We start from the raw sequence: 23903 nt of genomic DNA, 5'->3' as shown, positions 1-23903 counted from the left end.
ATGGAGGAAACGCTGGTAACAACGAAGCGCTCGTAGTTAACGCTGTTTGGAATTTGTCATGTGTAAGGATGTTTTATGAAACTAAGTCAGGCGGGTTTGAGGCGGGCGGCTTCGGACGATAATCTCTGGAAAACTGATCGGTGTCGTGAGCCTTTTGAAGGGGCGTTTCATTGGCGCGTATGTCGAAAGGATGTTAAGGCGTGGCGCAGTCAATTGAATCTCTGTTCCAGAGTACATGACGATAATATTGAAAAAGAAGATGGTTTTTATAAACAAGAATGGAGTGTTCAGACTGCCCCTGCCCGTATGATAAAGGTTTGTGTAACGTCCATTCAGTCAATGTTACAGAATGCCCTCCTACCTGAACCAGAAAGAACCTCAATGCGTGCTATAAAACGAGAGTTTCACTTGTTGATGAAGGAGTGCTTGGAGTGCTTGGAGGTATTGGCGATAGGTGGCTCTAATGAAATGGCGTGGTTCCATCGATATGCTGAGTTTGCCAAGGTGTTTTTTTGGAGTGGTGAATTTAAAATAGTCATTGGTTTGGCTGCAGAAATAATAATTACGAAGTCAAAAGAAGAACTGACTGGTTGGAATTCTGATTGTTTTTCAACAGTAGAGACTGAGCTAAGTGATAAAATAAAGTTTTCGTTAGATGAGTACTTTTCTCTCCATAGGGATTTCTCCTTTATAGAATTATGCCATAAAAACATATTGATGCAGCTGATGAAGGCTATCAACAAAAAACTTCAGGAGGATAAGGCGAAAGAGTCCGCGTTAGAATCAATCAAGCAGCCATTGTTAACGGTAACGCAGGTGACGCGTCAATTTGATCAACGTTGTAACCGAGTTTTTGATGATCTGTTTAGCTGCTTTTTCAAGTGGAGGTATGGTGATGCCGAAGAAAAAAACGTCATAGAGGCTGAGTTTGGAGAATGCGTTAAACAGTTAATGAGTGAGCTGAATGCTTTGCGGGCTAACGAATGTATTACGACAAACTGTCAGACTGAGATCAGGGAGATCAGATTAGAAATAGAACGGTTGATGGCCGTGATTGAGTCTGAGTACTTCACGCTGGGTGAGCTTGAAACACTTGCCGGCTTAACCTGTGATATGTACAAAGAGGTTGTTAAGGGGCATCATCTTTTTCAGGCTTTCATTGCGTCAAAAGAGAAACCATATCTCACAAAGGTGGTTAAACGCCTTAAATTGGACGCTTGTCATGAAGACGTATTATCAAACCTGGTTCGTTACGCCCTCTTTCGCAGACTTGATCTTGCATTGATCGATGTGCCTGCCACGTATCGTTCGAAATACCGTGAAACGATTCTTCGCGCTGAATATGCCGAATGTTTTTGTCCTGAGATAGCGAGGAGAAGAATGGCGGCAACCGCCCTGGAGGCTGAAAGACAGGGGATACGGTCTCAGCGTCGTTTTCAAAGTGCTGATATTTCATTGGCTAAAAGTCAATTACCACCACAGTGGAGGATTGAATTACACGAACAATCAATATGGCAAGACGCTGGTTCGAGGACGTTGCCTGGGGTTCAGTCTGGTATCAGTAAACTCTGTGATGAATTTGTTCAGCGAGAAAAACGAGTAGAGGAAGTGCTTTTGGCAAGACAGCTTGAAAAGCTTCCAGAACAGAATGAACATCTCACATTGCCAGGCACAAATAAGGATAAAGGCGTTGCTGCGATCCAAGGGCGACGTCACAAAGGAATGGAAGATACATTTCATACCTCTAGTGTTTCATATCATGCTGGCGGTGTTGAAGAAACTTTTACGTTGATGATGGTTTGTGATGGGCATGGAGGGCCTCATGCAGCGGAGCATTTTTCTAGTCAATTTGGTGATGTGCTGAAAGATGAACTGAATGAACGCTGTTGTTTCGGCTGGTCGTTGGATGCGTTTTATAATGCGCTGGTTATGACGTCAGTAAAGATGAATCATCGCTATACCGGGGATGACGGATCAACAGCAGCGATTTTTTTGCATCATCGAGGGCATCTTTACGCCTGCAATATTGGTGATAGCACCACTCTGCTCATTACCCCGGAGACGGGTACTGTAAAGCAATTAAGTGCCGAAGAACTAATGACAGATAAAGCAACTGCCAGACGTGTAGCCCTGTATGGAGGGACATTGAATGCAGACACGGCACCGGGCCATGAAAAAGTCTTGGGAGTTAGAAGCGCTAGAGGAGTACCAAAACTCAGTATGAGCAGTGCATTCGGTGATCCCCATTATGGTGGTGCACTGACAGCACGAGCTAACGTGGGGCGTACCAGCGTGAAGTCCTTGCAGGGTAATAAGCACTTGGTAATCTGTTACTCAGATGGTGTATCAGAAGTGGATAGTGTTGAGAATATTGGTGCTTTTATTTGTGAGAACTATACAAAGTACGGCTGTATGAAAAAGCTAACCAAGGATTTGGCAGAAAAGGTTTTCCGTTCAGGATCAAGCGATAACACGACTGCCCTTGGTTGGTTGCTGGATTTGGAGCAAGCGGGCATCGCTTCATAAATGCCCCCTTTCATATGTTGTACAGAAAGAGGGCAGGGTAATTTATTGCATCAGTGGGTGGTAACAACGTCGACTTTTTCGGCTGCCAATACACCCGGTGACTGGTTTCCTGAGGCAATACGCCAGTCTTGAAGGCTTTCCTCTCGGGTAATATCGCCCTTTGATACAGGATTAGCAGGATCATTTTTCCAGCGCATCCAGCCACTGCTGTATATCTGGTTGTTTTCGTAACCCATGGCCTGCGCGTACCACCAGACTTCCGACGCTCGCCAGCCATTGCCGCAATAGAAAGCCAGCTCCATGCTATCCGGATGGATACCCCATTGACTCCAGAATGCTTCAATCTCCCGGTAGTTGCGCATGGTGTGATCCGGGTTGTGGTAGTCATTCATATCCCAGGCAGAGTCGCCGGACTGTCCCCAGAGGGCGCCGGTGATCCGGCCTTTCTTCTGGAAATAACCGTAGCCACTGATATCACCCACATACTCTTCCCAGCTGCGAATGCTGATCAGTGCGCCATCGTGCTGGTTGCGCAGTGCTTTCGCCTGCTCGATATCAATCACGACACCTGCATCGCCCGGGCCGGTCACCCCAAAGTCTTCTACCGGTATTGGTTGAACCCAGCCTTTATCCAGCGGAAGACCGGCGGCGGACCAGACATTCTTGCCACCATTGAGCATGACCACATCGCTGACACCGGCATACTTCATGACCGAGGCGCCACGGGCGGCACCAATAGAGTCGGTGCTGTATACGGCAACTGGCGTTTTTTTGTCTATACCAAGTCGTAGCAGCGACGCACGGATATCTTCAACACTGTTGAGTTCATAAATGGGGGGATGTTCGAATTCCAGGTCATCCCAGTACAGGGCGCTCGGGATATGGCCTTTACGGTATGCGTTGCCCTTACCACCATCCCAGCCGATCTCAACGACTTTCAGTTGTGGATTGTTTTTGATTTGCTCATTAAGAGCGCTGGGGGGAACCAGTGAGTGATACCCCGGCAAATGATCGACAGGATTGTCCTTGATGGCTGCCCACTGGTTGTAGCCGCCTTTCAGTATCGAGATCTGAGCTACGTTGAGCCCCATTTCACTCACGAGCCAGTTGGCAACAACCGTGCTTTGCTCGCGGTCATACCCATAAACGACGATGGATTGGTCTGGCTGAATACCGGTACGTTGATACGCCGTGTCCAGTTCGGGAAGGTCACGGGTAATCCAGTCAGCAGACAGGAGTTTGGCTCCCGGAATGTGCCCGCCCCGCTGTTCGCCATGCAATGTCCAACCATTGAAAGCATCGGGGCTTCGGGTATCAATCAGTGTGTATTGGGATGTAGTCAGCTTCTGAGACAACTGCTGTGGTTCGATTGTCGTGTAAGCAGTAGATGCAGTCATCGATGGCTTGTCGGGTTGGCAGGCGGTAATAAACAATACCATACCACCCAGGCAAATTGCCCTGGCAAGAGATGTGTACAACATGGTCTTCCTTTTGTTGCGAGTTCAATAGTCGCAGAAGGGCATTAATATGCCGAAAGGATACCGGGCATGTTTTAACGCAGATCAAAAAAGCGATCATCATTGCATCGGTTTTGTACGTAGGCAGGTTGTACTGCCGCAGTGCCTGTCTATGGGATATCCGAGGCGAGCGTCATTTATCGATAGAATGTGTCATTGATAGTGACAGCGACGCTTTCATGGCATGGGTATGATGATTTTCATGAGGGAGATATGCCTGTTTTCTTTCCCGCAGTTAGTCAATCGTCCTGTAGGGTGACTTTTATTCGGGTAATACACCGTGAAAATCATTGGGGTGGTTCACGTGCGAAGAATAAAATAAGCGAGTCATGGTGAAAGATCAGCGTTTTATCGTGTTATTTGCCCATCTTCAGGAGGGATGGGATTGATCTATTGAAGCGGCTTTGAAAGCGTGTACCATCTGTCGCTCATGAAAAATGAGATAAAGTGTTGTATGCGTGCAGAAGCACCAGCCAAAACTGCGGCTGACCGGATAGGCGGCCATGGGGGATCTCACCTTGAAGAATCATAGCCATCGCTGACAGGGCTCAGCGTATCCATCAATAACATTTCTGTTAACACATTCAGAGCGCGCAAGGTTTAGTCCTGCAATGTAGGCTCTTTTTCTGCTTTCTGGCAGCAGATTACAGGGGGAGTTGATCAGTGTGGTGCTGGTTTCTTGGTCGTCTTAGTAATCAGCGAATTGCCAATCTGGTATTCGCAGACAATTTGTTAAGTCATGTGGCCGTTGTCGCCGGTATGGTAGGGGGGGGCTTGATAGGGTATGAGTTGATTGCCCTGGTGTTTTCCATTGAATCACCCATACCATCCCTGGTTGGTGTTGTGGTCTTTGTCGTGGGTGTTTCCCTTCGGTTTCTGGTACGTGAATCGGTGGATGAATACGCGATCCGCTGGCGCCGTCTTCAGTGCCGGGCCATGGAGGAAAACAGGTCGTTGGATGAGTTGTTAACGACAGAATTTACAGGCCAGAGTTTCTATCACAAGAAAGGCTGATTCTGTATTTAAAACTCGCCTGGATCGTGTGTGTTTTTAAGATTATATGACGATTTAGTGCCGCTTTTGTTGACACAGGCAGAGTAAGTGCTTGTAGTAAGCGGCTTACTATGGGGTTGCAGGCGTTACTAGGTTATTGGCCGGTAACCCCAAGCCTGGATTACGCGTGGCATACCGGCAATTGTGTCCGGGTTGTCTGCGAAAGCATACAGTTCAGTGATGATTTCATCGATTTCCGGTGCGCTGGCCAAGCCATCGTGTAGCAGGGTATCAGCTATATTTTCCATGGTGATCGCGCTGATCAGCTTAATATCACCTTCCATACCCAAGGCTTGTACCGCCGCCATCCTGACATTAGTGAAGTGGTTTTGCCGCAGCAGTGACGGTAGTTTCATGCCTATGAAGGGATCTCCTCCCCGATGCTTGACACAGGCGCAGTAGAGTGCCTGATAACGTTCAAATGCAGGGCAATCTGGGTAAGTTGTATTCCCTTTAAAATCAATATCTTCGAGGATAATGCTGCCACCGGGTCTCAGATGCCTGTAAAGCATGGTCAGGGTTTGTGAAGGGGATGCCAGATGCGTCAACAGGAACCGGGCATAGATAACGTCATAAGCGCTGCTGTCGTGTAGGTCCCTGACATCCATTGGCAGGAATGTGACATTATCAATGCCTTGCAAATGGGCCTCGGTTCGCGCCATGGTTAATTTGATCTCATCAATATCGCCGCCTGTTACGTGGCCGTCAGGCCCGACCCGCCTGGCGAGCTCCAGTGAAACCGCTCCGCTTCCACAGCCTATGTCCAGGCATTCAAGGCCATTATTCAGCCCAACTCTGTCAAGCAGGGCGCTGGTATCGGTAGCAATAAGCGGGGCGATCAGACGCATTCTTTTTGCGCCTTCTGTGCCGCTGCGGATGACATAATGGGACAGTTTGTCCATTTCATTAACTCCAATGGCATGAAGGCGAAAATGTATAGGTTAGTATGAGTAAATTTGTCCAGAATTGGATCGTTTTTAAGTCTTCAGTTAATGAAAACAATAGGTTGCCAAAGAATATGAATATTTTTTCTAATCAAGATTTGGCCAAATTATTGACTATACTAAAGACGCGAATCTTCACGTCTTCCTATGTGCATGTTTCTAACATGCAAAGGGCGGTGACTTAATCATTTAATGTTGATGCCGTCTTCCTCTCTCAATGATGGTGGGCATGAATGCCTCTCATATCGAATATGGCCGCATCTCCAAGGGGTAAGTGAAACGCACGGGCTTTGAGAATGTAGCGGGATGTGTTTTTAGCGAGACCGATAATGTTATTCCTGTATTGAGACATTTTCATAGACAGGATGCGGCCATTGGCATGTGCCTGATGTCGAAACATGGTTGTCTTCAGAGTTAAACAGAGGTTTGAATACGTTTGGGTCTGAAATATGGAATACAGGATAGGTATATGTCCCCCTGTAATCTACGGTGGAAAATCCTTCGGACTGAACCGTAAAGTAATGGCAGACTACTTCTTCGGGTATATCCAGGTCGCCTGTCATGAGACTTGCCAGCAGTTCCCAGCCAGTAGGGATAGGCGCATAAGTAATGACCAATACGCGAGTGCCCACCGGCAACCACAGTTGGTATTGGCGGTTGTAAAAGGTCCACACTCGTTTCAGGTTTTCAACATTTTGATCCGCATCGCCAAAATAGATCGTAGCATCAAATTCAGCACCCGAAACAAATCGAATCAATAATTCGGTGGGCTTAGTGTTTTGTAAGTTTTCATCGTTCTCTATCGAAATCGGGTCAGCAATAGCGCTTTGGTTTTGTAGTAATAAAAATAATATGCTAATTAATGCGGTAGTTTGCTTCATAAATTGTCGTGTGTCGTATAATTTATGTGTTTGCTAATATATATCTAATATTGAGCAGGTTCAGGCCATGGGCAGTGATAGTAATTGTCTGAGATGATATGATCAAAATCGGATTTGAATATTGGTTTTAGCGTTTTTGTATTAGTAATTCTGAACGTAGTATATGAGTCAATATTGTGGTTGAATCTGATGGTAGATTCACCTAGGTCAGTAATATCAAAATATAAACATCGTAGTGCGGTATAGGGGGAGTAACTGACTACGATCCTCGTACCAACGGGGGCCTTTATTATTTGCGTGTTTCCAATACTGCCTCCTCTTATCAGGCTCAATTGATGGTAGGGTGAATCCGGATTTCCATATCGAATCTCTGTGTTGATTTGGCGGAGCCCGCCAGGACGTAGGCGTATCAATTCATCAATAATTATTGTTGCATTATCGTTGGTGTCATGTTCGATCCTTTCAGGATAAATATCTTCTTCATCGTCAGCGATGCATATAGATGGGGATATCATCATTGTTGTTAAATAAAGAAAGCTTGATATGTGAAAACTGTTTTTAATGCTTTTGGATGATGGCATCTTTAGGCTCCTTTATATGACTAAAATGAGGAATGATTAGGTTGGCAGCCTTTTTCTCCCCATTAATACGAGAGTCTAATGAAAAGTAGAAGGGAGGTATTACAGGTGCAAGTAAAACTATCTCTATCTGTACGTTAAACGGTAATTCCAGATATATGACGCATCTGTGACTTAAAAAGCAATAAATCTGACGCTAAGTCTCAGTATGGTGGGAAACGTTGATATCGCTCAATAAAACCCTGCATCATGCCCTTGATTGCGGAAAACCGTAATAGGATTTCGCCAATCGGATCCAGATAATCCATCCCGTACTTCGGAAGTGGATGGGATCTGGTGGTCCCCTTGGTCTTCAAAACCAATGTGAGCCGCGAAGGCTCTGGTAGGTTCGATTCCTGCTCCTTCCGCCACTGCTTTTCTTTCCTTCTTATTACACGCAAGACTGCGGGGTTGTTATAGCCATGAGCGCAAACCCGAAGGGAATCGTTCGCCTGCCGCAAGTGGAGCAGCTGCTCCAGGAACCGATCCTCGCCCCCTATATTCGTCAACTGAGTCGTCCGCTGGTCACCGATGTCGTGCGCCGTACATTGGCCGCCATACGACAAGAGGCATCTTTCCGCACAGAAGGCATTGCCGATGAAATGCTGTATGCCCGCCTGGAAGACGCCTGCCGTTTCCTGTTGAACCAGCGTCATGCGCGGGTTATTAATGCCACCGGTACCGTGGTTCATACCAACCTGGGGCGTTCTCCTATTGACCCTGCCCTGTGGGATTCGGTTGCCGATGTGAACACCGGCTACTGCAATCTTGAGATCAAGCTCTCGGATGGCAAGCGCGGTCAGCGCAAGGGAATTGTCAGCCAGCTGCTCAGCAGTCTGACCGGTGCCGAAGAAGGCATGGTGGTCAACAATAATGCGGCGTCTGTTTATCTATTATTGAATGAGCTGGCCCGCGGCAAGGAAGTGATTGTTTCCCGCGGTGAGCAGATCCAGATCGGCGGTGGGTTCCGAATTCCGGATATTCTTGCGCTCTCTGGCGCCAAACTGGTTGAAGTGGGCACCACCAATATCACCACGGCGGATGACTATATCAATGCCGTGACGGAAAACACCGCCATGGTGTTGATGGTGCATTGTTCGAACTTCGTCGTGCGTGGTTTTACTGAATCCCCTGACATTCGCGATGTAGCGCGCCGGCTGCCGAAGCATGTGATCCTGGCCGTTGACCAGGGTTCAGGGTTGTCGACAGAACGCTTTGCCGCAAATGAAACACCATCGGCGCATTATATCCGTGCGGGCGCCGATCTTGTCTGTTTCTCCGGTGACAAGATTCTGGGAGGCCCTCAGGCCGGCATCATCTGTGGCCGAAAGGAAATCGTACAGAAGCTTGAGAAAAACCCGCTGATGCGAGCCTTCCGGCCCGGTCGGATGGTGTATTCCCTGCTCGAAGAATTGCTGATTCGCAAACTCAACCGTGAATCAGAAGGGCAGGGCGTGGCAGAAAAGGCGGCGACCGGTCAGGCCGTTATTCAGGCGCGGGCGCAACAGCTGGCGTCTGAGCTGGGCGACAGTGTGCGTTTGTTGCCCTCGGAAATGGTCGTGGGTGGTGGCACGTTACCGGATGAATTTTTCCCATCCTGGTCACTGGAATTACAGGTCGATAAATCGGCTGACCAGATTTTGGCCGATCTGCGGGCAATGCCGCTTCCAGTGATTGGCGTGATCCGTAATGACCGTGTACAGCTGAACATGGCGGCAATTCTACCGCGGGAATTGTCCGTGCTGACGGAACAACTCAGGAGTTACCTCGGCTTATGAAAGCGGTGATTGGCACAGCCGGCCATGTGGACCATGGCAAGACCGCCCTGATCAAGGCGCTGACCGGTATAACCACGGCACGACCGGTGGAGCAGGCGCGGGGCATGACCCTGGACCTGGGCTTCGCCCATTTTGATGATGACGACGGCAATACCGTCGGTGTCATCGACGTACCCGGCCATGAACGTTTTATTCGCAACATGGTTGCCGGTGTCTGGAGTCTGGACCTGGTGCTGCTGGTTGTGGCTGCCGATGAAGGCTGGATGCCGATGACAACGGATCACCTGAAGGTGGCGCATGCCATGGGGATTCGTAACATTATCCTTTGCATCAACAAGTCGGATACCGTTGACACTGAGACATTGGCGCTGGTCGAAGAGGACGCGCTGGAACATTGTCTTGCCATCACCGACGAAATACCGGAATCGATCACCGTGTCTGCCCTGACCGGGGAGAATATCAACGCGCTGCGTAAGATGGTTCTTAGACAGCTGCGTCAGGTCGAGCGTCAGCCATTAGGCCATTCGGCACATCTCTATATTGACCGGGTCTTCACAGTAAACGGCATCGGTACTGTAGTGACCGGTAGCCTTGCGGACGGTTCCCTGAAAATCGGTGACCGGTTGAAAATGTACCCTTCCGGCAAGGATGTGCAGGTCAGAACCCTGCAGTCTTATCACAGAAACCTGGACGAAGCCGAACCGGTTTCCCGTGTAGCGGTTGGCCTGAAAGGCGTGACGCGTAAAGAACTGGAACGTGGTTGCTGTATCGCTGGGCGTGATGCGCTTTGTCAGGTCACAGATCGTCTGTTTGTTCGCCTTGAAGAAGGCGCGGATACCAGTCGTCGTAACCGTGAAGTGGAAGTCGCACTCGGTACCTGGAATGGATTGGCGCGACTGGTGTACATCAAGGATACCCGCCTTGCCCTGCTGAAGCTGGATAAACCGGTGCCCTGTTTCTGGGGGCAATCCATGGCCATGATTCGTCACGGTGGCAGCGAACTGATCCACAGTGGTCGTATTGTCTGGACCAGTGATGTTGCCATGCATCTGCGTAAACGCCTGCAGGCCCTGTTGAATGATCTGCCGGAAACGCTGGCGCCTTCCGACCAGTTGCGACTCAGTCTTGACCTGAACGGTTATGCACCATTGGCGGCTGTAGCAGATGGTGATGCTTTCATCGACAGCAGCGACTACCTTGCGTTGGGCGACTGGTTGGTTAGCCGCACCTTCAGCGAAGCGCTGCGCGAACGCATTCTGAAACTGCTGGATGGCGAAGGCATCGCCATGACGCTGGTGGAGCTCAGCACGCGCCTGTCAGTCAATGTTGCTGTCATGGAGCAGGTGTTGCAGGGGCTGAAAGACGAAGACAAGATTCGTATGAGCAAGGATGCCTGGATGGCCGGTGGCGGTGCATCAGAAGATGACCTGGGTCATGACGGCCAGCAATTGCTGGGCCGTATTCGTGCTGCTGGCAAGGATGGTTTTGAAGCGGACAAGGAAAAGGTTGTTGGCGGTCAGAAACTGCTGCGGAACCTGGTGCGCCTTGGTTTCGTCGTGGCCTTTGAAGGCAAGATCTATTATGCGACTGAGCTCTACGATCAATTGCTGCGGGATATTCTGGCAGGTTTCGGCGAAGGTGAACGGTTTGGTATCAACCTGGCCCGTGAGCGCACCGGACTCAGCCGGAAATACATCATTCCCCTGTTGAATAAAATGGAACTGGATCGCTGGGTCCGGCGGGACGACAACGACCGGATAGTACTGAAACTGCCGGATGTTCACGATAAGGCGGCATAGACCATGACAAAACAATTGCTGATCATCAGCAACAACCCCAAGGTGGCGTCAGACTTTGCAACGCTGAATCAGCAGGCCTGCGACAGCTATGAACAGGTACTGCACCAGGTTCGTAACCGGATACATGCTGGCGCCCGTTTGTTGACACACCCGCTGGCGGGCAGTGTCAAACCCGGGGAATCGCCCTATCGTTCGGTGGCAATTGATGATATTGAAGGCACGCTGGATATGCGGTCGCTGGAAGTCATCGAAAGTGCTATTGACCGATTCAATACGATGACAGCCGCGCCCCGGAATCGGTACTACGACGACAAAACGCTCGGCGATTTCCAGCTGATTGATTATCAGCTGTTGAAGTCTGGCCTTGAAGCCATTGATCCCGCCCTGGTGAGAGTGTGACGTATGAGTGAAAAGAATGCAGATCTCCGTCCGGTCAGGGCGGATGAAACGACGGAACAGGTGCGCCTGACCCGCTACTCCCATGGCGGTGGCTGAGGCTGCAAAATTTCTCCCAGGGTCCTGGGAACGATGCTTGAAGGATTGTCCGATAATACCGGGCATCCGTCGTTGCTGGTGGGCAACGATACGGCGGATGATGCCGCTGTGTATGCGCTGGATAATGGTGAAGCCATTATCAGTACCACCGACTTTTTCATGCCGATCGTGGATGATCCGTACGACTTCGGACGGATAGCGGCCGCCAACGCCATCAGCGATGTGTACGCCATGGGCGGAACGCCGATGATGGCGCTCGCGATTCTGGGCTGGCCAATCAATACGTTGCCGCCGGAAGTGGCCCGTGAAGTCTTGCGGGGTGGTCGAGATGCGTGCCGTGATGCCGGCATGCCGCTGGCTGGTGGCCATAGTATCGATGCACCGGAGCCGATCTTCGGACTATCTGTGAATGGTCGTGTATCCGTTGAGTGTCTGAAGCGTAATGACAGCGCGCAGGCCGGTGACCGCTTGTACCTGACCAAGCCGTTAGGTATCGGTATTTTGACAACGGCGATCAAGAAAGGCCATTGCCTGCCGGAACATGAGCGTCTGGTAACGGAAACCATGTGCCGTCTGAACAAGCCTGGTGCAGCGTTTGCGGCACTGGAGGGGGTCACGGCCATGACTGATGTCACCGGCTTTGGTTTGCTGGGGCACCTGCTGGAAATGTGTGAGGGCAGTGGTCTGGGCGCCGTCGTCTATCGGGATGCTGTGCCGCTGCTGCCGGATGTGGATCGTTACCTGTCACTGGGTTGTGCGCCGGGTGGCAGCCAGCGAAACCATGACAGCTATGGTGAGCGTATTGCACCGATGACGGAAAGGGAGATCAAAATCCTGCTGGATCCTCAAACCAGTGGCGGTCTCCTGGTCGCAGTCAAACTGGATGCTGAGCAGGCATTTCTCGCAACGGCTCGTGAGGAAGGGCTGGCGCTGGAAGTGATGGGGCACTTTCATGATGATTCATCACCGGTGACCATCCGTTTTGATCAGTAAACCTTCATGCTAACAATAACCCGCTAAGGTATGGCGGGTTATTGTTGAAAAGGTGTGATGGAATTTTCTCAAAACGCCCTCATGAATAATGGGTTAATACGCTTACAAGTCTTCATAAATACACAGCCTGTGTAATCTCGCGCGTTTCGCTCTTGTTCTAGACCACTCTATAGCGCTACAAAATTTATAGCATGACCGATAAATCCTTTTGTTGGTTTCATGCTGCGGCCTTGCCTGCTACCCCTTACTCCCACTCAGGCGGCAAGGCCGCACCTCGCTAGAACTCCCCGAAAATCCCTTCCTGCATACACACCGGCTTCGGCCGGTGTGTCCTCTTTTGGGGATGGAAAAGAGAAGGGAACAGGGGGAATAGAGAAACCGCTTTTCCACAGAACCCTGTCTGGCCTTATCGATGTTGGTTTTTTCTTCCTGAATAAAAACCGGGAAACTGAACAACGGGTTAGTAATCTACACAGCCTGTGTATTCTGGTTCTGGATAACCTTGTTAATGACCACAGGATAACGCTACAAATTGTATAGCATGACCGGAAAGTGCGCTTCCGGCTTCCATGCATACCCAGTTCTGTGACCTGGCATCTGGCAGGTTTCAGCAGGACTGAGCAGTTCCGATTCAATCTCTCTCTACTCATTCACACCGGCACCTGCCGGTGTGCCTTTTGCTTGATGCAGAGGAAGCAGCAATGCAACTGAAGACTCCAAACGTCTATGTACAGGAAAAATCTATTTTTCCGCCTTCCGTGGCTGAAGTGGCCACGGCAATCCCCGCGTTTATCGGCCGCACTGAAGTTCAGGCTGATGGTGCTGGCGAGTCACTGGTGAACCAGCCGATCCGGATTACTTCCATGGTGGAATTTGAACGCTGGTTCGGTGGCCCTTACCTGGAAAGCTTTTCCTTCACCTCAGTGACGGATGCAGAGGGTAATGTTGTGGATGTCAAGCAGGACTTGGCATCCGTACCGGCGGTGAGCCCCTTTATTCTCTACCACTGTGTCGCCCATTTCTTTGCCAATGGCGGAGGTGCCTGTCATGTGGTCTCTGTCGGAAATTATGAGGATGGTGCGACGGCGACAGACTCCGATGAAAAAGCGCTCTTTGATGATGCGTTGAAAGCGATTGCCAAAATAGATGAAGTGACATTGCTGGTCTTATCTGATGCAGTGGCGAGGCTTCACGATAATACGACGCTGTATTATGCGCTGGCTGATGCTGCCATGGCCCAGTGTGCCAAGTTGAAAGATCGTTTTACCCTGATTGATACCATTGATTCCATAACTGACCTCATCAGTGAGGATATGGATGCGCTTCGTGGTACTGCTACGATCACAGGCGTTGGCATGAATAACCTGAAATATGGTGCCAGCTACTATCCCTACCTGCGTACCACCATGTCGCGTACTTACGATGAAAGCCAAGTAACACTGGATGGTGTCGCCATGGACGACAGTTCACTGGAAGGTACGGCGCTGCATGCCTTGCTTAAGACAAAGCTCTCCAGCCAGTACATGGTGCTGCCACCCTGTCCGGCGATGGCCGGTATTTATGCCCGGGTGGATGGCAGCCGGGGAGTCTGGAAAGCGCCGGCTAATGTCAGTGTCAGCGATGTGATGGGGCCGGTTCGTATCATTGATAACACCGAACAGATGGACATGAACGTGGACACCGTTGCCGGGAAGTCCATCAATGCCATTCGTGCGTTTACCGGCAAAGGCACGCTGGTCTGGGGCGCGAGAACTCTGGCGGGTAATGACAACGAGTGGCGTTATATCCCTGTACGTCGTCTGTTCAATCTAGTGGAGGAGTCGGTACAGAAAGCGACCGGTTTCGCGGTGTTTGAACCGAACACGCCATTCACCTGGCTGAAGCTCAAGACCATGATTGAGAGTTATCTGGAAGGTCTCTGGAAGCAGGGGGCTCTGTTTGGTGAAGTGCGTGAGCAGGCTTTCTTCGTCAATGTTGGGCTTGGCCAGACCATGACCGAAGCGGACATCAATAACGGCATCATGAACATTGAGATTGGCCTTGCTGCGGTCAGGCCTGCGGAATTCATTGTGCTGACCTTCTCTCACAAGTCGGTTTCCAGCTAGATCAGGAAATCCTCGCTTTCCATCTATCTGATTTTTTTGCTCAGGTTGACCTTGCGTGAACCTGCTAATAAGCAGCCGGCGCTGAATGGTTTCAAGCACTGGCTGCCAGGGACGATTACCGGAGAACTGTCATGGCGACAACGGTCGACGACATCAAGAATGAATACCCGATCCCGGTCTACCGCTTTGTGGTCACCCTTGGTGACGAAGCGATTGCCTTTTCGGAGGTGTCCGGTCTGGACATCAGTTACGAGACCATTACTTACAAGGATGGTCTGGGCAAGAAGCATATGCCCGGTCAGCCGTCTGATGTGAACATTTCGCTCAAGCGCGGCATTGTTCGCAAGAAGAGCCAGTTCTATGACTGGATCAACAGCATCAGCCTGAACCTGATCGACAAGAAAGACATTACCGTCAGTCTCACCAATGAGACGGGGGATGAGCCGCTGGTGACCTGGACGGTGACCAACGCCTTCCCCAAAAAATTGACTGCACCCAGTTTTAACGGTGGCTCCAATGAAGTGGCAGTGGAAACCCTGGAGCTGATGGCGGACAACGTGAAGATCGAATTCAGCTAATAAGGGCAGAGCCGTGGCAGCAACAGACATACTCGATGGCATTCTGGGCGAAGCACCGCCACTGGTGGGCTACCGTTTTGCGGCAGTACTGCTGACGGGGTTGCTTCCACAGCTGGCGCCGGTTGATCTCCGGTTCAAGGAGATCCAGGGGCTCAAGGTGACCCGTTCCCTGGCCAGTGACAATAACTGGGGACTGCTCAAACCGGGTGTACAGCGTCGTACGCTGACCCTCAAAAGGGGAATGCCCAATGATCCGACCCCCCTACAGGTGGTGCAGCTGATCGAGCAGGCCTACTGGGACCGGCGACTACTCCGCACAGATATGCTGATTGCGTTGCTCAGTGATACGCCGATCCCTTATCCCACCAAAGCATGGATGGTACCCAGGGCATTCCTGGAGACCATTGAGTGGGACAGCTTGAGCGCAGATAACAATCAGGTATTGATTGAGTCCATGACCTACAGCTATTCCCAGCTGATCCCGTTACCGATCTGATCATTGATGCTGACAGGAGTTGATGATGCCCATTGAACTGAAGGAACTTGAAGTCAACGCGCAGGTGAATAATCCGGCGCCTGATAAAAAAGGCAGTGACAAAGGGGAAGCCTGTTGCAGTAGTGAAAACAAGGGCGGGTCAACTGGGAGTACCGAGGGGCGACTGGCTGAGTCGTTATTACTGGAACTGTTTGAAAGGAAGCGGTGGTAAGTATGGCGTTATTTGGCAGCGATGCCCGGATGACCATCCTGGCGTACGCCGATGATGAACGGAAAACCGGTGAAAAAAAACTGTCACTGCCGTTCAAGGCGGAATCCCTGAAGCTATCCATGGCGAACCAGATAGAGTGCGATTGCACGATTAACAGCGTCAGTGGTGGCGGGCAATACCAGGGGGGAGAACCGGCGGTTGTTGACGTTACGTTCCTGTATGACACCACCATCTATGACGATATCGTCACGTTTACTGCTGGCCCCTTGCTTGACAAAAATCGGGATCTGAAAAAGCAGCTCAAAGCGCTGATGGATACGGTTTACTCCATGGACGGCAAGGTGCATGAATCCCGATTTCTCATTCTCAAGTGGGGTGAGATGCCATTGGGAAATAGCAAGGGTGGCGGTTTTTATTGTCGTTTGAAAAAAATGGATGTGAATTTCACCCTGGTCGGTGGTGATGGCAAGCCGCTGGTGGCTGAAGTCAGTTGTCGTTTTATTGAACACTTGTCCGACAAAGCCCAAGAGAAGATGGAAGACAAGAGTTCGCCGGATCTCACCCATATTCGTCAGGTGCTGGTGAACGATTCCCTGCCTTACAAAACCTGGGACATTTACAAGGATCCCCGTTACCTGGTTGATGTGGCCAGGGTGAATGGGCTGGACAGCTTTCGACGGTTGAAGGTGGGACAGTCATTGGTCTTTCCCCCCCTGGAGCAATAGATGAGTCAAGCGGCCAATATTGCCTTCAAGGCGGACGGAAAAGATCTGAGCCGGGAATTGAAGTTCATTTCGCTAACAACCCGCTATGAGTGTCACTGCATACCGGAAGCAACGGTCGTTGTTTCTGATGGTAATCCGGCGGATGGGAAGTATCCGGCGTCGGAGTTGGCTCAGTTGGCGCCAGGAAAAACGGTTGAGATAGCGTTGAGCTATATGGGTAAAAAGGCGGAAGAAAGCGTCGTTTTTTCCGGACTGATTACTGGCCAGCAGATTCAGGTGTCTCGGGGCAGTAGCCGTCTGGTGCTGCAATTGCACGGTGATCTCATCAAACTCGTAGAGCCTCGTTTGACCCAGGTGTTCAAGGAAAAGAGCAAAGATGGAGATTTGATCAAGACACTGTTGAAAGACGGAGGCGTTAAGTTCGAAGACAAGCATATTGCCAAAACCGAGGTGGAACATACCCAGCTGGCCATCTTCGATGAAAGTGCGTGGTCGTTTATTAAATACCGTGCAGAAGCCAATGGACTGGTGCTGATGCCGGTTGTGAACAGTGTTGTAGTGAATGAACCCGGAAAGGTTGAGGGTAAGTCGCACGCCTTCAAAATTGACCATTTCATTGATGCGAACTTGAAGCTAGACGATACCTCGGCACTGGACAAGGTGTCCGCCACTGCCTGGAGTGTTAAAGAACAGAAGGACGCGAGTCCGGTCAAGGGGGCCGTGCCGGCAATTGGTGGCGGCAGTGAGACGGCCCAGCTGGCAGCAAAGGCCATGGCGCGGAGTGAATGGGTGGCCGTATCGGATGTCCCGGCGGCCGAAGCCGCTTCCGCAGCGAAGGAACTCAAGGGCTGGGTGGCCGGCGAATTGCTCTACCGTGAGCTGGATCGTTACCAGGGAAGCCTGGTGATGAATGGCACTGGTGATATCAATCCAGGCGATAAACTCAAGTTGGAGGATTTCGGCAAGGTCTTCCAGGGGGAGTACCTGGTCACGGGTATCCGGCATGAGGTGGATCAGCAGGGCTGGCGAACGACAGTCCGTATCGGTATACCGATTACCCGCACAGCCTTTTTTCAGGGGTTACATAAACGGCGGGCTGCGGTCCGTGGTTTATTGGTGGGTCAGGTACAGCCTTACAAGGAAGATCCTAACAAGCTTTTCCGTTTGCCCGTCAAGGTACCCACCTTTGGCAGTAAGGATAATATTGTCTGGGCCCGGCCTGCTTCACCGTATGCCAGCAATGAAGTGGGTTTGTTCCTTCCCCCCAAGCCTAATGATGAAGTAGTGCTGGGCTGGTTTGGCAATAGTCCCTCAGAACCGGTGATTCTTGGCGCTGTTCATAATCCCAAAAACAAACCCCCCGGTGTGTATGACGAAAAAATGGAACAGCGCGGTTTGGTGGTATCGAAGGACGCACTGACCCTGATGTTTGATGAAAAAGAGAAAACCCTGACCCTTTCGGCGAGCAAGGATACAAACCAGGTGCTTGCTGAAAAGGATGGCATGGCAATCACCGTGGCTGAGAAGAAGATCAATGTTGGCAAGGAGATGGTCATTGAGAGTGATAAGGACATCACGCTCAAGGCGGGCGCCAAGTTGATCCTGAAGCCCGGTGCGGATGCCGTGATCGAAGCGGGCGGTAAGTGTCAGGTTACCGCCAGCAAAACGGAAATACAGTAACCCCCCCAGGAATGCGCTTTGTGATCATGGCGCTGAAAGACTGATCGGCGAAAGGAGAACGACGATGTCTACCATTCAGATCAAACGCAGTATTACAACCGCTGAACCGGCAGCCAGTTCGCTATTACCGGGTGAGCTGGCCTATTCCGAGGTCAGCGACAAACTGTTTATCGGGTTGGATGATGGTTCCATTGTGTCCATCGGTGGTCAGGTTGACCATGACAAGCTGCAGACGGTTGAAAGCAATGCCAATAACTTTGTACTGCCGGAGGCTGACCTGAATACCCTCGGCGGGGTTAAGAAAGGCGATGGTGTCAACATTGCTGCCGGTGTGATTTCGTTTGATCCCACCTCGGCGGATATGTCAGGACTGGTACTGGATGGCGGTGTTTTCTGAACTGACTATCCCGTATGGCAACCCGCATACTTTTCAAGCGCAGTAACGTTCCCGGGGTGGTTCCCCGCCCCGAGGACCTGGCGGAAGGGGAGCTTGGCATTAATACCGCTGATGGACGACTGTTTATCAGGACGTCTGATGGCACCGTCAAGGAAATAGGTGGCTTTTCCTCCATCAGTACGGCCAGTCCATCATCAGCCTCTCCGTCATTTCGCCTGCTGCCCGGGCACACTGGCCAAGCATTATCAACGACTCCCACTAACCCTGAAGAGAGCCCTGCGATGAGTGATTCACAGCTAACCGGTCGTGGCTGGTCTTTCCCGCCGGTCTTTTCAAACCCGGCCCTTGGGCCCGCGATGGTCGAGGGCGATGAAGATATCCGTCAGGCGCTTCGCATTCTGATTGATACACGACTGGGGGAGCGTGCCATGCGGCCCGAGTTTGGCAGTCCCCTGGCAGATTTCATGTTCAGTGAGCTGGACGCGGACAGTGTTTCCCTGCTGTCAGAGCGCCTGGCCGATGTCATTGTACGGTATGAGCCGCGTATTGACCTGGAGAGTGTGGATGTGGATGACAGTCAGGGGCCAGATGGCATTCTGAACGTACAGATTCATTACACGATCCGGGAAACCAATACCCGGGATAATCTGGTCTACCCCTTCTACCTGCTGGAAAACACGACGGGATAATTCTGCCAATGGATACCGTTATTCTGGAAGGTGACATGGCCCAGTTTCAGCCAGCCATGGGCGCGGCGACCCTGATTGGCATGTTGATGGTTCCCCTCAGTGGCACAGGCACACTGATGATCACCGGTAAAAAAGTGTGCCTGGAAGGCGACGAAAAAAATGTGCAGTTACCGATTAACTATATCCAGGGGCCCTATGTCATTCCGGGTATGGGGGTACTGAAAATAACAGCGCTGGGTGGTGATCAACTGTCCACCAAACTGCTGAATGGCAAGAAGCTGATGCTCAAGGGATCCAATTTTCAGGCGGAGATGCAGGTCACTGCACCGGCACAGCAGCCAACGCCCAATGGTCCGGTACCGGATGCAACGCCCAAGTATGCCGGACAGGGACAGTTCACCTCTCTTAATCTCAAGTTTAATGCGGCCTGATCATCATGAGTAATAACACTATCCTGTCGTCCGACGTTCGGCAGCATGCCGGGACTTTGCAAAGCCAGCGTGGTCTCAAGGCGCTGAATCCCAACCATTTCTCTGTCGAAGAGCGTACGGAAGCCGAATGGTTGTCATACCTGCGTCGCTTTGCCAGCTGGTTACGCTTCCAAAAGACCGATGGTACATGGACGGAGGACTGGTCTGCCTTTTTCCCTGATGAGGAAACACTCAGGCAACTGGTCGCCTGGCTGGATGGTAATACGACGGTCGATGAGGCTGTCAGGGAGATTGCATCCAGACCGCATATGGCTCTGCTGCTGGCTTTTCTGAAATTGCAGCGGCATCCAAGGGATCAATTCCGGCGGCTCACTGAACGACATCTGCAGTATTACTACCGGGACGTACTGGGGCTTTGGGAAAAGCCAGCAGAGCCAGACTATTGCCATTTGCTGGTCACATTGGACGAAACTGCGGATCCTCTGGTGTTGGAGGCGGGCACGGCGTTTGCCGCGGGAGTCGATGGCAATGATCAACCCAGGCAGTATCTTCTGGAGGACGCCAGCGCCATCAGCCATGCCAGGATTCAAACGCTACGAACGCTGAGCCTGGATCAGGATGGGGATGATGTGGGTTTTCTGCTGACGGATCTGGAGGATGAGGATAAGGGGCTGTCGTTTCCGCCAGAAGGCGCGATGGCTCTGGGAGAAAATGTGCTGCTGGATAGTGAACGTCAGCGGCGCCCTGTCGTTGGGTTGGTCCTGGGTTCACCCCTGCTATGGCTGAGTGAGGGTATTCGCGTTATTACGCTGAAGCTGGATGCCGATTTTGCCGAGGCAGTTCAATCCAACGGGTTGACGGGGGATTTCGTTGCTTATTTTGACATCGCGATCAGCACCGCTGAGGGGATGCTGCCACTGAATAATCCTGACCTGGTGACGGTGAACTCCTGGGCTGACAGTAGTGGACTGACCGTCTCCCTGACACTTGCCCCATTGTTTCCTCCGGTTACGCTGGCACCTGAGCCACCCCATGATGGCTTGTCAACGCCGTGGCTCCAGTTAACCGTCAAGTCAGACGACAATGGGCGATACATTGCCTATGAGAAGCTTCACCAGCTGGTGTTGACGGAAGTAGAGCTCAACGTACAGGTCAATGGGCTGCGCCAGTTGTTGCTGCGCAATGATGAGAGCTCACTGGACCCAACCGGTCCGGTGCAACCGTTTGGCAGTCAACCTCGGCCTGGCAGCCGGATGCAGTTCAGTCACCCTGAGCTTAACCTGAAACCGCTGGAGTGGTTGTCTCTGGATCTTGACTGGAGTGGCAAACCGGATGATGTCAGCACGTATTACCAGCCTTATCGAACCTACCTTGGTAATCCTGGCTGGCCGGCGCATCAGATCCAGTTTGGTTCCCCTTTTGCTGAAACCGGGGCAACGTCTTTATTTAATCATCCACTGCGGCGCCCAACGGTTGAGAACAGCACCAGTTACCCATTGTCAGACCTCTATCCTGATGGTTATCAATGGACAACGTTCAGTGATTTACCGCTGGACAGTCCGGAACCTCGGAACTGGCCCTTCTGGTACAGCCTGGTACTGAGTGAGGATGATTTTGGACACAGCCTGTACGCACCGGTGACGACCTGGTTTGCCAGTCAGCACAGTCAGGCACAGATCGCCTACCAGAATGCGTTCATTGAATACCAGACTGCCCAGGAGCGTTACGAGCAGGAGCTGGCGGCTTATCAATCAGAGCTTGAGGTTTACTCGGCGTACCAAGCCGAAAAGGCTGCGTATGATGATGACTGGGAAGATCACTGGTCACAGCTCTGGTTCACCGTTGTATCAAAGGGACATAGCTCTTCTGCGCCCCGGGAATCCGGTATCTATGATGGTTCCGGGCAGCGTCTGTATAGTGTCGGCAATTATTACATGGTCGCGGTATGGGACAACGCAACGAGACGGTGGATAAGTCATAACACGTATACGTTGTCCAGCTCAGCCCAGAGTATGGCCAACCATCTGGCAGGATTGAATGCCGGCCACTCTGTCGTGATTTACACGGGTCTCTATTCCGGTGGGATCACTCATACGGATTTGAAAAATCAGCTGTTCCGCTGCGGTGCGTCTGAGTCTTATATCACGCATGGTTCACTCGCCAGCCATGGCAGCTATTTACTGATTGGCCGGCCCGGTATTGGTGCGGGGAATGGGTTTGAACGTGTTTCGGCGGATGACCACGATACAGCGACCTGGGTCGCGGGAACGGTACGTGTGGGAAGCAACGGTTCACTCAACTACAGCCAGGCGCAGAACGGGGTACACAATTATCCGGAGCCGTCGCCTGCACCGGACTCGAGTTACAACCCACCTGCAGCACCCGTCACGCCCGTAGCACCAGTCAGTCCCGTAGAACCGACGCCACCGGGTGAGCCGGTAGAAGTCCCCCAGCCATGGACGCCACTGGCCCAGAGGGTAGCGGTCAATTATGCGGCTAAAACGACCATTTCCGTGAATGAAGCGGGTGCTGGATCTACGAACCAGTTACTGCATCTTCACCCCCTGGGCAGTCAACCGGTTGTCGACGCAGACCAGCAGTCACTGCTGCCGTCGCTGGAAAATGCGGGGTACCTTTATATCGGTCTTGCCAGTCCACCGGCAGGTGGCGCTATGAACCTGCTGTTCCAGCTCGCACCGGTCGATGGGGATCCCGCACTGGCGAATGCGTCCTTACGTTGGAGTTACCTGGCAAATAATCGCTGGCTGCCCTTTGGTGTGGATAACCAGACGGAAAACAGTGACCGGGCCCTTATCCTGGGCGATGGCACTAATGACCTGGTGGACTCCGGGATTATCACTTTTGGGCAGGAACCCGCCATGACCCGCACCGGCGGGTTTCCCGGAGATGGTCAAATCTGGCTCCGAGCCACCATTGACGGTGTAGCGCGTAAGCCGGTGGCCTGGTCAAAGCTGGTGGGGGTACACACACAGGCGGTGAAAGTTCGATTTGACGACACTGTACAGATACCAGACCACCTGCCTGAACCTTTACCGTCTGCCACCGTCAATGCACTGGTGACTGAAAATGTGGCGATCAGTGGTATTCAGCAACCCTACGACAGCTTCGGTGGGCGCCCGGTTGAAACAACAGACTCTTTTGCCATGCGCGTGAGTGAAAGGTTACGGCACAAAGGGCGGGCGCTGACCGTTTGGGATTACGAGCATCTCGTGCTTGAACGTTTCCCTGAACTGTTCCTGGTGAATTGCCAGCGTATTGCGGATACGCCTTATGGTATCCGGATACTGGCGGTACCGAGGACAACCGATCCGTTATTGCTTAAGCCCCGTACACCCCGCTATCTGCAGCAGCAAATCAGGGATTACCTGGAACCCCTGATGCCGCCGGTGGCCAGGTTATCCGTTGATAGTCCGCAGTTTCAGGAAGTCCGTTTTGAGATTGCACTGACCTTTTATCCGGAATATGACCCGGGCCTGGTGCTCCAGACGCTGAATGACCGTCTGGTTGCCAGGCTCAGCCCCTGGACGGCAGCCGATTCTGCCGGTGGTTTTCGACGTGAGATCAACGTCTCTGACATTGTGACATTCATTGAACAACTGCCGTTTGTAGAGGTGGTGTTGAAAGTGGAGGTGTCGACAGCGCTGGAGTCTTCCTCTGGAGACGGACTGGTGTGGCAACGCGTGGCCGGTGGTGTGATCTATCCGCAGGCAGACAATGTCATTCTGGTGCCTGCTTCCCGGCATGCACTCAGGGCATTGCCACCAGGCTCTGAAGTGTTCGAAGGGATCAGTCTCATGGAGATCGGCCATGACTTTGCCGTGGCCGATGTGCCCGTGATCACTGAGGGTGTTAGCCATATGACTATAGACACTGATTTTATTGTTGCCGCCTGACTCTCAGGGCCGGTTTCTTTTTTCCCGCGCATAACGCGACGGGCATTTTCTTACCCTGGCGGAGCCGGGGGCAA

Annotated in this window: 19 protein-coding genes and 1 tRNA gene; 17 read left to right on the top strand and 3 right to left on the bottom strand. The window is 51.7% G+C overall.

The genetic code is table 11. The annotated features are described in order from the left end of the window. Positions 1 to 75 precede the first annotated feature (75 nt). Positions 76 to 2526: a PP2C family serine/threonine-protein phosphatase gene (locus tag KHS78_RS07680; protein ID WP_211826885.1), complete on the top strand. Its 2451-nt coding sequence runs from the start codon at positions 76 to 78 to the stop codon at positions 2524 to 2526. 50 nt (positions 2527 to 2576) lie between these two features. Here the strand turns inward: KHS78_RS07680 and KHS78_RS07675 are convergent, their stop codons facing one another. Further along, positions 2577 to 4007 carry a rhodanese-like domain-containing protein gene (locus KHS78_RS07675; RefSeq protein ID WP_211826883.1) on the bottom strand — a complete coding sequence of 477 codons (1431 nt, stop codon included), beginning with the start codon at positions 4005 to 4007 and terminating at the stop codon, positions 2577 to 2579. A 699-nt stretch (positions 4008 to 4706) separates the two neighbouring features. On the opposite strand from KHS78_RS07675, the gene KHS78_RS07670 reads away from it, so the two are divergent. After that, positions 4707 to 5057 (top strand): hypothetical protein, encoded by a 351-nt coding sequence (locus tag KHS78_RS07670; protein WP_211826881.1) that lies wholly within the window; start codon positions 4707 to 4709, stop codon positions 5055 to 5057. A 128-nt stretch (positions 5058 to 5185) separates the two neighbouring features. Here the strand turns inward: KHS78_RS07670 and KHS78_RS07665 are convergent, their stop codons facing one another. Both KHS78_RS07665 and KHS78_RS07660 read right to left on the bottom strand, forming a co-directional pair. Continuing rightward, positions 5186 to 5998, bottom strand: a complete 813-nt coding sequence (locus KHS78_RS07665; protein WP_211826879.1) for a methyltransferase domain-containing protein — start codon at positions 5996 to 5998, stop codon at positions 5186 to 5188. A 374-nt stretch (positions 5999 to 6372) separates the two neighbouring features. Beyond that, positions 6373 to 6921, bottom strand: coding sequence for a hypothetical protein (locus tag KHS78_RS07660; protein ID WP_211826877.1), 549 nt, complete (start codon positions 6919 to 6921; stop codon positions 6373 to 6375). Between the two features lie 896 nt (positions 6922 to 7817). Between KHS78_RS07660 and KHS78_RS07655 the strand changes: the two genes are divergently transcribed. The 15 genes from KHS78_RS07655 to KHS78_RS07585 all read left to right on the top strand — a co-directional run bounded on the left by KHS78_RS07655 (position 7818) and on the right by KHS78_RS07585 (position 23829). After that, positions 7818 to 7909: transfer RNA gene (locus KHS78_RS07655), tRNA-Sec, on the top strand. Positions 7910 to 7960: 51 nt separating this feature from the next. After that, on the top strand, positions 7961 to 9316 hold the full coding sequence (gene selA, locus KHS78_RS07650; protein WP_211826875.1) for an L-seryl-tRNA(Sec) selenium transferase: 1356 nt from the start codon (positions 7961 to 7963) through the stop codon (positions 9314 to 9316). Then, positions 9313 to 11115, top strand: coding sequence for a selenocysteine-specific translation elongation factor (gene selB, locus KHS78_RS07645; RefSeq protein WP_211826873.1), 1803 nt, complete (start codon positions 9313 to 9315; stop codon positions 11113 to 11115). Before selA ends, selB begins: the two co-directional genes overlap by 4 nt. A 3-nt stretch (positions 11116 to 11118) precedes the next feature. Further along, a complete protein-coding gene (locus KHS78_RS07640; protein WP_211826871.1) occupies positions 11119 to 11514 on the top strand; it encodes a GrdX family protein in 396 nt (131 codons plus the stop codon). A gap of 3 nt (positions 11515 to 11517) precedes the next feature. Next, positions 11518 to 12603, top strand: coding sequence for a selenide, water dikinase SelD (gene selD / locus KHS78_RS07635; protein ID WP_211826869.1), 1086 nt, complete (start codon positions 11518 to 11520; stop codon positions 12601 to 12603). A 701-nt stretch (positions 12604 to 13304) separates the two neighbouring features. Then, on the top strand, positions 13305 to 14708 hold the full coding sequence (locus tag KHS78_RS07630; RefSeq protein ID WP_211826867.1) for a phage tail sheath family protein: 1404 nt from the start codon (positions 13305 to 13307) through the stop codon (positions 14706 to 14708). Between the two features lie 131 nt (positions 14709 to 14839). Then, positions 14840 to 15286 carry a phage tail protein gene (locus KHS78_RS07625; protein WP_211826866.1) on the top strand — a complete coding sequence of 149 codons (447 nt, stop codon included), beginning with the start codon at positions 14840 to 14842 and terminating at the stop codon, positions 15284 to 15286. Positions 15287 to 15299: 13 nt separating this feature from the next. Beyond that, on the top strand, positions 15300 to 15782 hold the full coding sequence (locus KHS78_RS07620; protein ID WP_211826864.1) for a phage tail protein: 483 nt from the start codon (positions 15300 to 15302) through the stop codon (positions 15780 to 15782). Between the two features lie 25 nt (positions 15783 to 15807). Continuing rightward, positions 15808 to 15993 (top strand): hypothetical protein, encoded by a 186-nt coding sequence (locus tag KHS78_RS07615; protein ID WP_211826856.1) that lies wholly within the window; start codon positions 15808 to 15810, stop codon positions 15991 to 15993. 2 nt (positions 15994 to 15995) lie between these two features. Beyond that, the gene (locus KHS78_RS07610) at positions 15996 to 16718 is read left to right on the top strand and encodes a CIS tube protein (protein ID WP_211826855.1); all 723 of its coding nucleotides are present in this window, start codon (positions 15996 to 15998) and stop codon (positions 16716 to 16718) included. After that, complete coding sequence (locus tag KHS78_RS07605; protein WP_211826852.1) at positions 16719 to 18398, top strand: phage baseplate assembly protein V; 1680 nt, start codon at positions 16719 to 16721, stop codon at positions 18396 to 18398. Positions 18399 to 18462: 64 nt separating this feature from the next. Next, entirely contained in the window at positions 18463 to 18795 is a 333-nt protein-coding gene (locus tag KHS78_RS07600; RefSeq protein ID WP_211826850.1) for a hypothetical protein, read from the top strand. Between the two features lie 14 nt (positions 18796 to 18809). Beyond that, a complete protein-coding gene (locus KHS78_RS07595) occupies positions 18810 to 19484 on the top strand; it encodes a GPW/gp25 family protein (RefSeq protein WP_211826849.1) in 675 nt (224 codons plus the stop codon). Between the two features lie 8 nt (positions 19485 to 19492). Then, positions 19493 to 19915, top strand: coding sequence for a hypothetical protein (locus tag KHS78_RS07590; protein ID WP_211826847.1), 423 nt, complete (start codon positions 19493 to 19495; stop codon positions 19913 to 19915). Positions 19916 to 19920: 5 nt separating this feature from the next. Then, positions 19921 to 23829: a hypothetical protein gene (locus tag KHS78_RS07585; RefSeq protein WP_211826845.1), complete on the top strand. Its 3909-nt coding sequence runs from the start codon at positions 19921 to 19923 to the stop codon at positions 23827 to 23829. Positions 23830 to 23903: the final 74 nt, after the last annotated feature.

Origin of the sequence: Kistimonas asteriae (assembly GCF_018263925.1) — a bacterium.
GTDB classification, from domain to species: Bacteria; Pseudomonadota; Gammaproteobacteria; order Pseudomonadales; family Endozoicomonadaceae; genus Kistimonas; species Kistimonas asteriae.
Note: the sequence above shows the minus strand (reverse complement) of the source record. Positions and strands in the feature narration are given on the sequence as shown.

What these genes read in the sequence shown, in the direction of transcription:
- KHS78_RS07615 (WP_211826856.1), top strand. Translation starts at nt 15,808, where the DNA reads ATGCCCATTGAACTGAAGGAACTTGAAGTCAACGCGCAGGTGAATAAT.
- KHS78_RS07625 (WP_211826866.1), top strand. Translation starts at nt 14,840, where the DNA reads ATGGCGACAACGGTCGACGACATCAAGAATGAATACCCGATCCCGGTC.
- KHS78_RS07680 (WP_211826885.1), top strand. Translation starts at nt 76, where the DNA reads ATGAAACTAAGTCAGGCGGGTTTGAGGCGGGCGGCTTCGGACGATAAT.
- KHS78_RS07630 (WP_211826867.1), top strand. Translation starts at nt 13,305, where the DNA reads ATGCAACTGAAGACTCCAAACGTCTATGTACAGGAAAAATCTATTTTT.
- KHS78_RS07590 (WP_211826847.1), top strand. Translation starts at nt 19,493, where the DNA reads ATGGATACCGTTATTCTGGAAGGTGACATGGCCCAGTTTCAGCCAGCC.
- KHS78_RS07675 (WP_211826883.1), bottom strand. Translation starts at nt 4,007, where the DNA reads ATGTTGTACACATCTCTTGCCAGGGCAATTTGCCTGGGTGGTATGGTA.
- KHS78_RS07605 (WP_211826852.1), top strand. Translation starts at nt 16,719, where the DNA reads ATGAGTCAAGCGGCCAATATTGCCTTCAAGGCGGACGGAAAAGATCTG.
- selA (WP_211826875.1), top strand. Translation starts at nt 7,961, where the DNA reads ATGAGCGCAAACCCGAAGGGAATCGTTCGCCTGCCGCAAGTGGAGCAG.
- KHS78_RS07660 (WP_211826877.1), bottom strand. Translation starts at nt 6,921, where the DNA reads ATGAAGCAAACTACCGCATTAATTAGCATATTATTTTTATTACTACAA.
- selB (WP_211826873.1), top strand. Translation starts at nt 9,313, where the DNA reads ATGAAAGCGGTGATTGGCACAGCCGGCCATGTGGACCATGGCAAGACC.
- KHS78_RS07640 (WP_211826871.1), top strand. Translation starts at nt 11,119, where the DNA reads ATGACAAAACAATTGCTGATCATCAGCAACAACCCCAAGGTGGCGTCA.
- KHS78_RS07665 (WP_211826879.1), bottom strand. Translation starts at nt 5,998, where the DNA reads ATGGACAAACTGTCCCATTATGTCATCCGCAGCGGCACAGAAGGCGCA.
- KHS78_RS07610 (WP_211826855.1), top strand. Translation starts at nt 15,996, where the DNA reads ATGGCGTTATTTGGCAGCGATGCCCGGATGACCATCCTGGCGTACGCC.
- KHS78_RS07595 (WP_211826849.1), top strand. Translation starts at nt 18,810, where the DNA reads ATGGCAACCCGCATACTTTTCAAGCGCAGTAACGTTCCCGGGGTGGTT.
- KHS78_RS07600 (WP_211826850.1), top strand. Translation starts at nt 18,463, where the DNA reads ATGTCTACCATTCAGATCAAACGCAGTATTACAACCGCTGAACCGGCA.
- KHS78_RS07585 (WP_211826845.1), top strand. Translation starts at nt 19,921, where the DNA reads ATGAGTAATAACACTATCCTGTCGTCCGACGTTCGGCAGCATGCCGGG.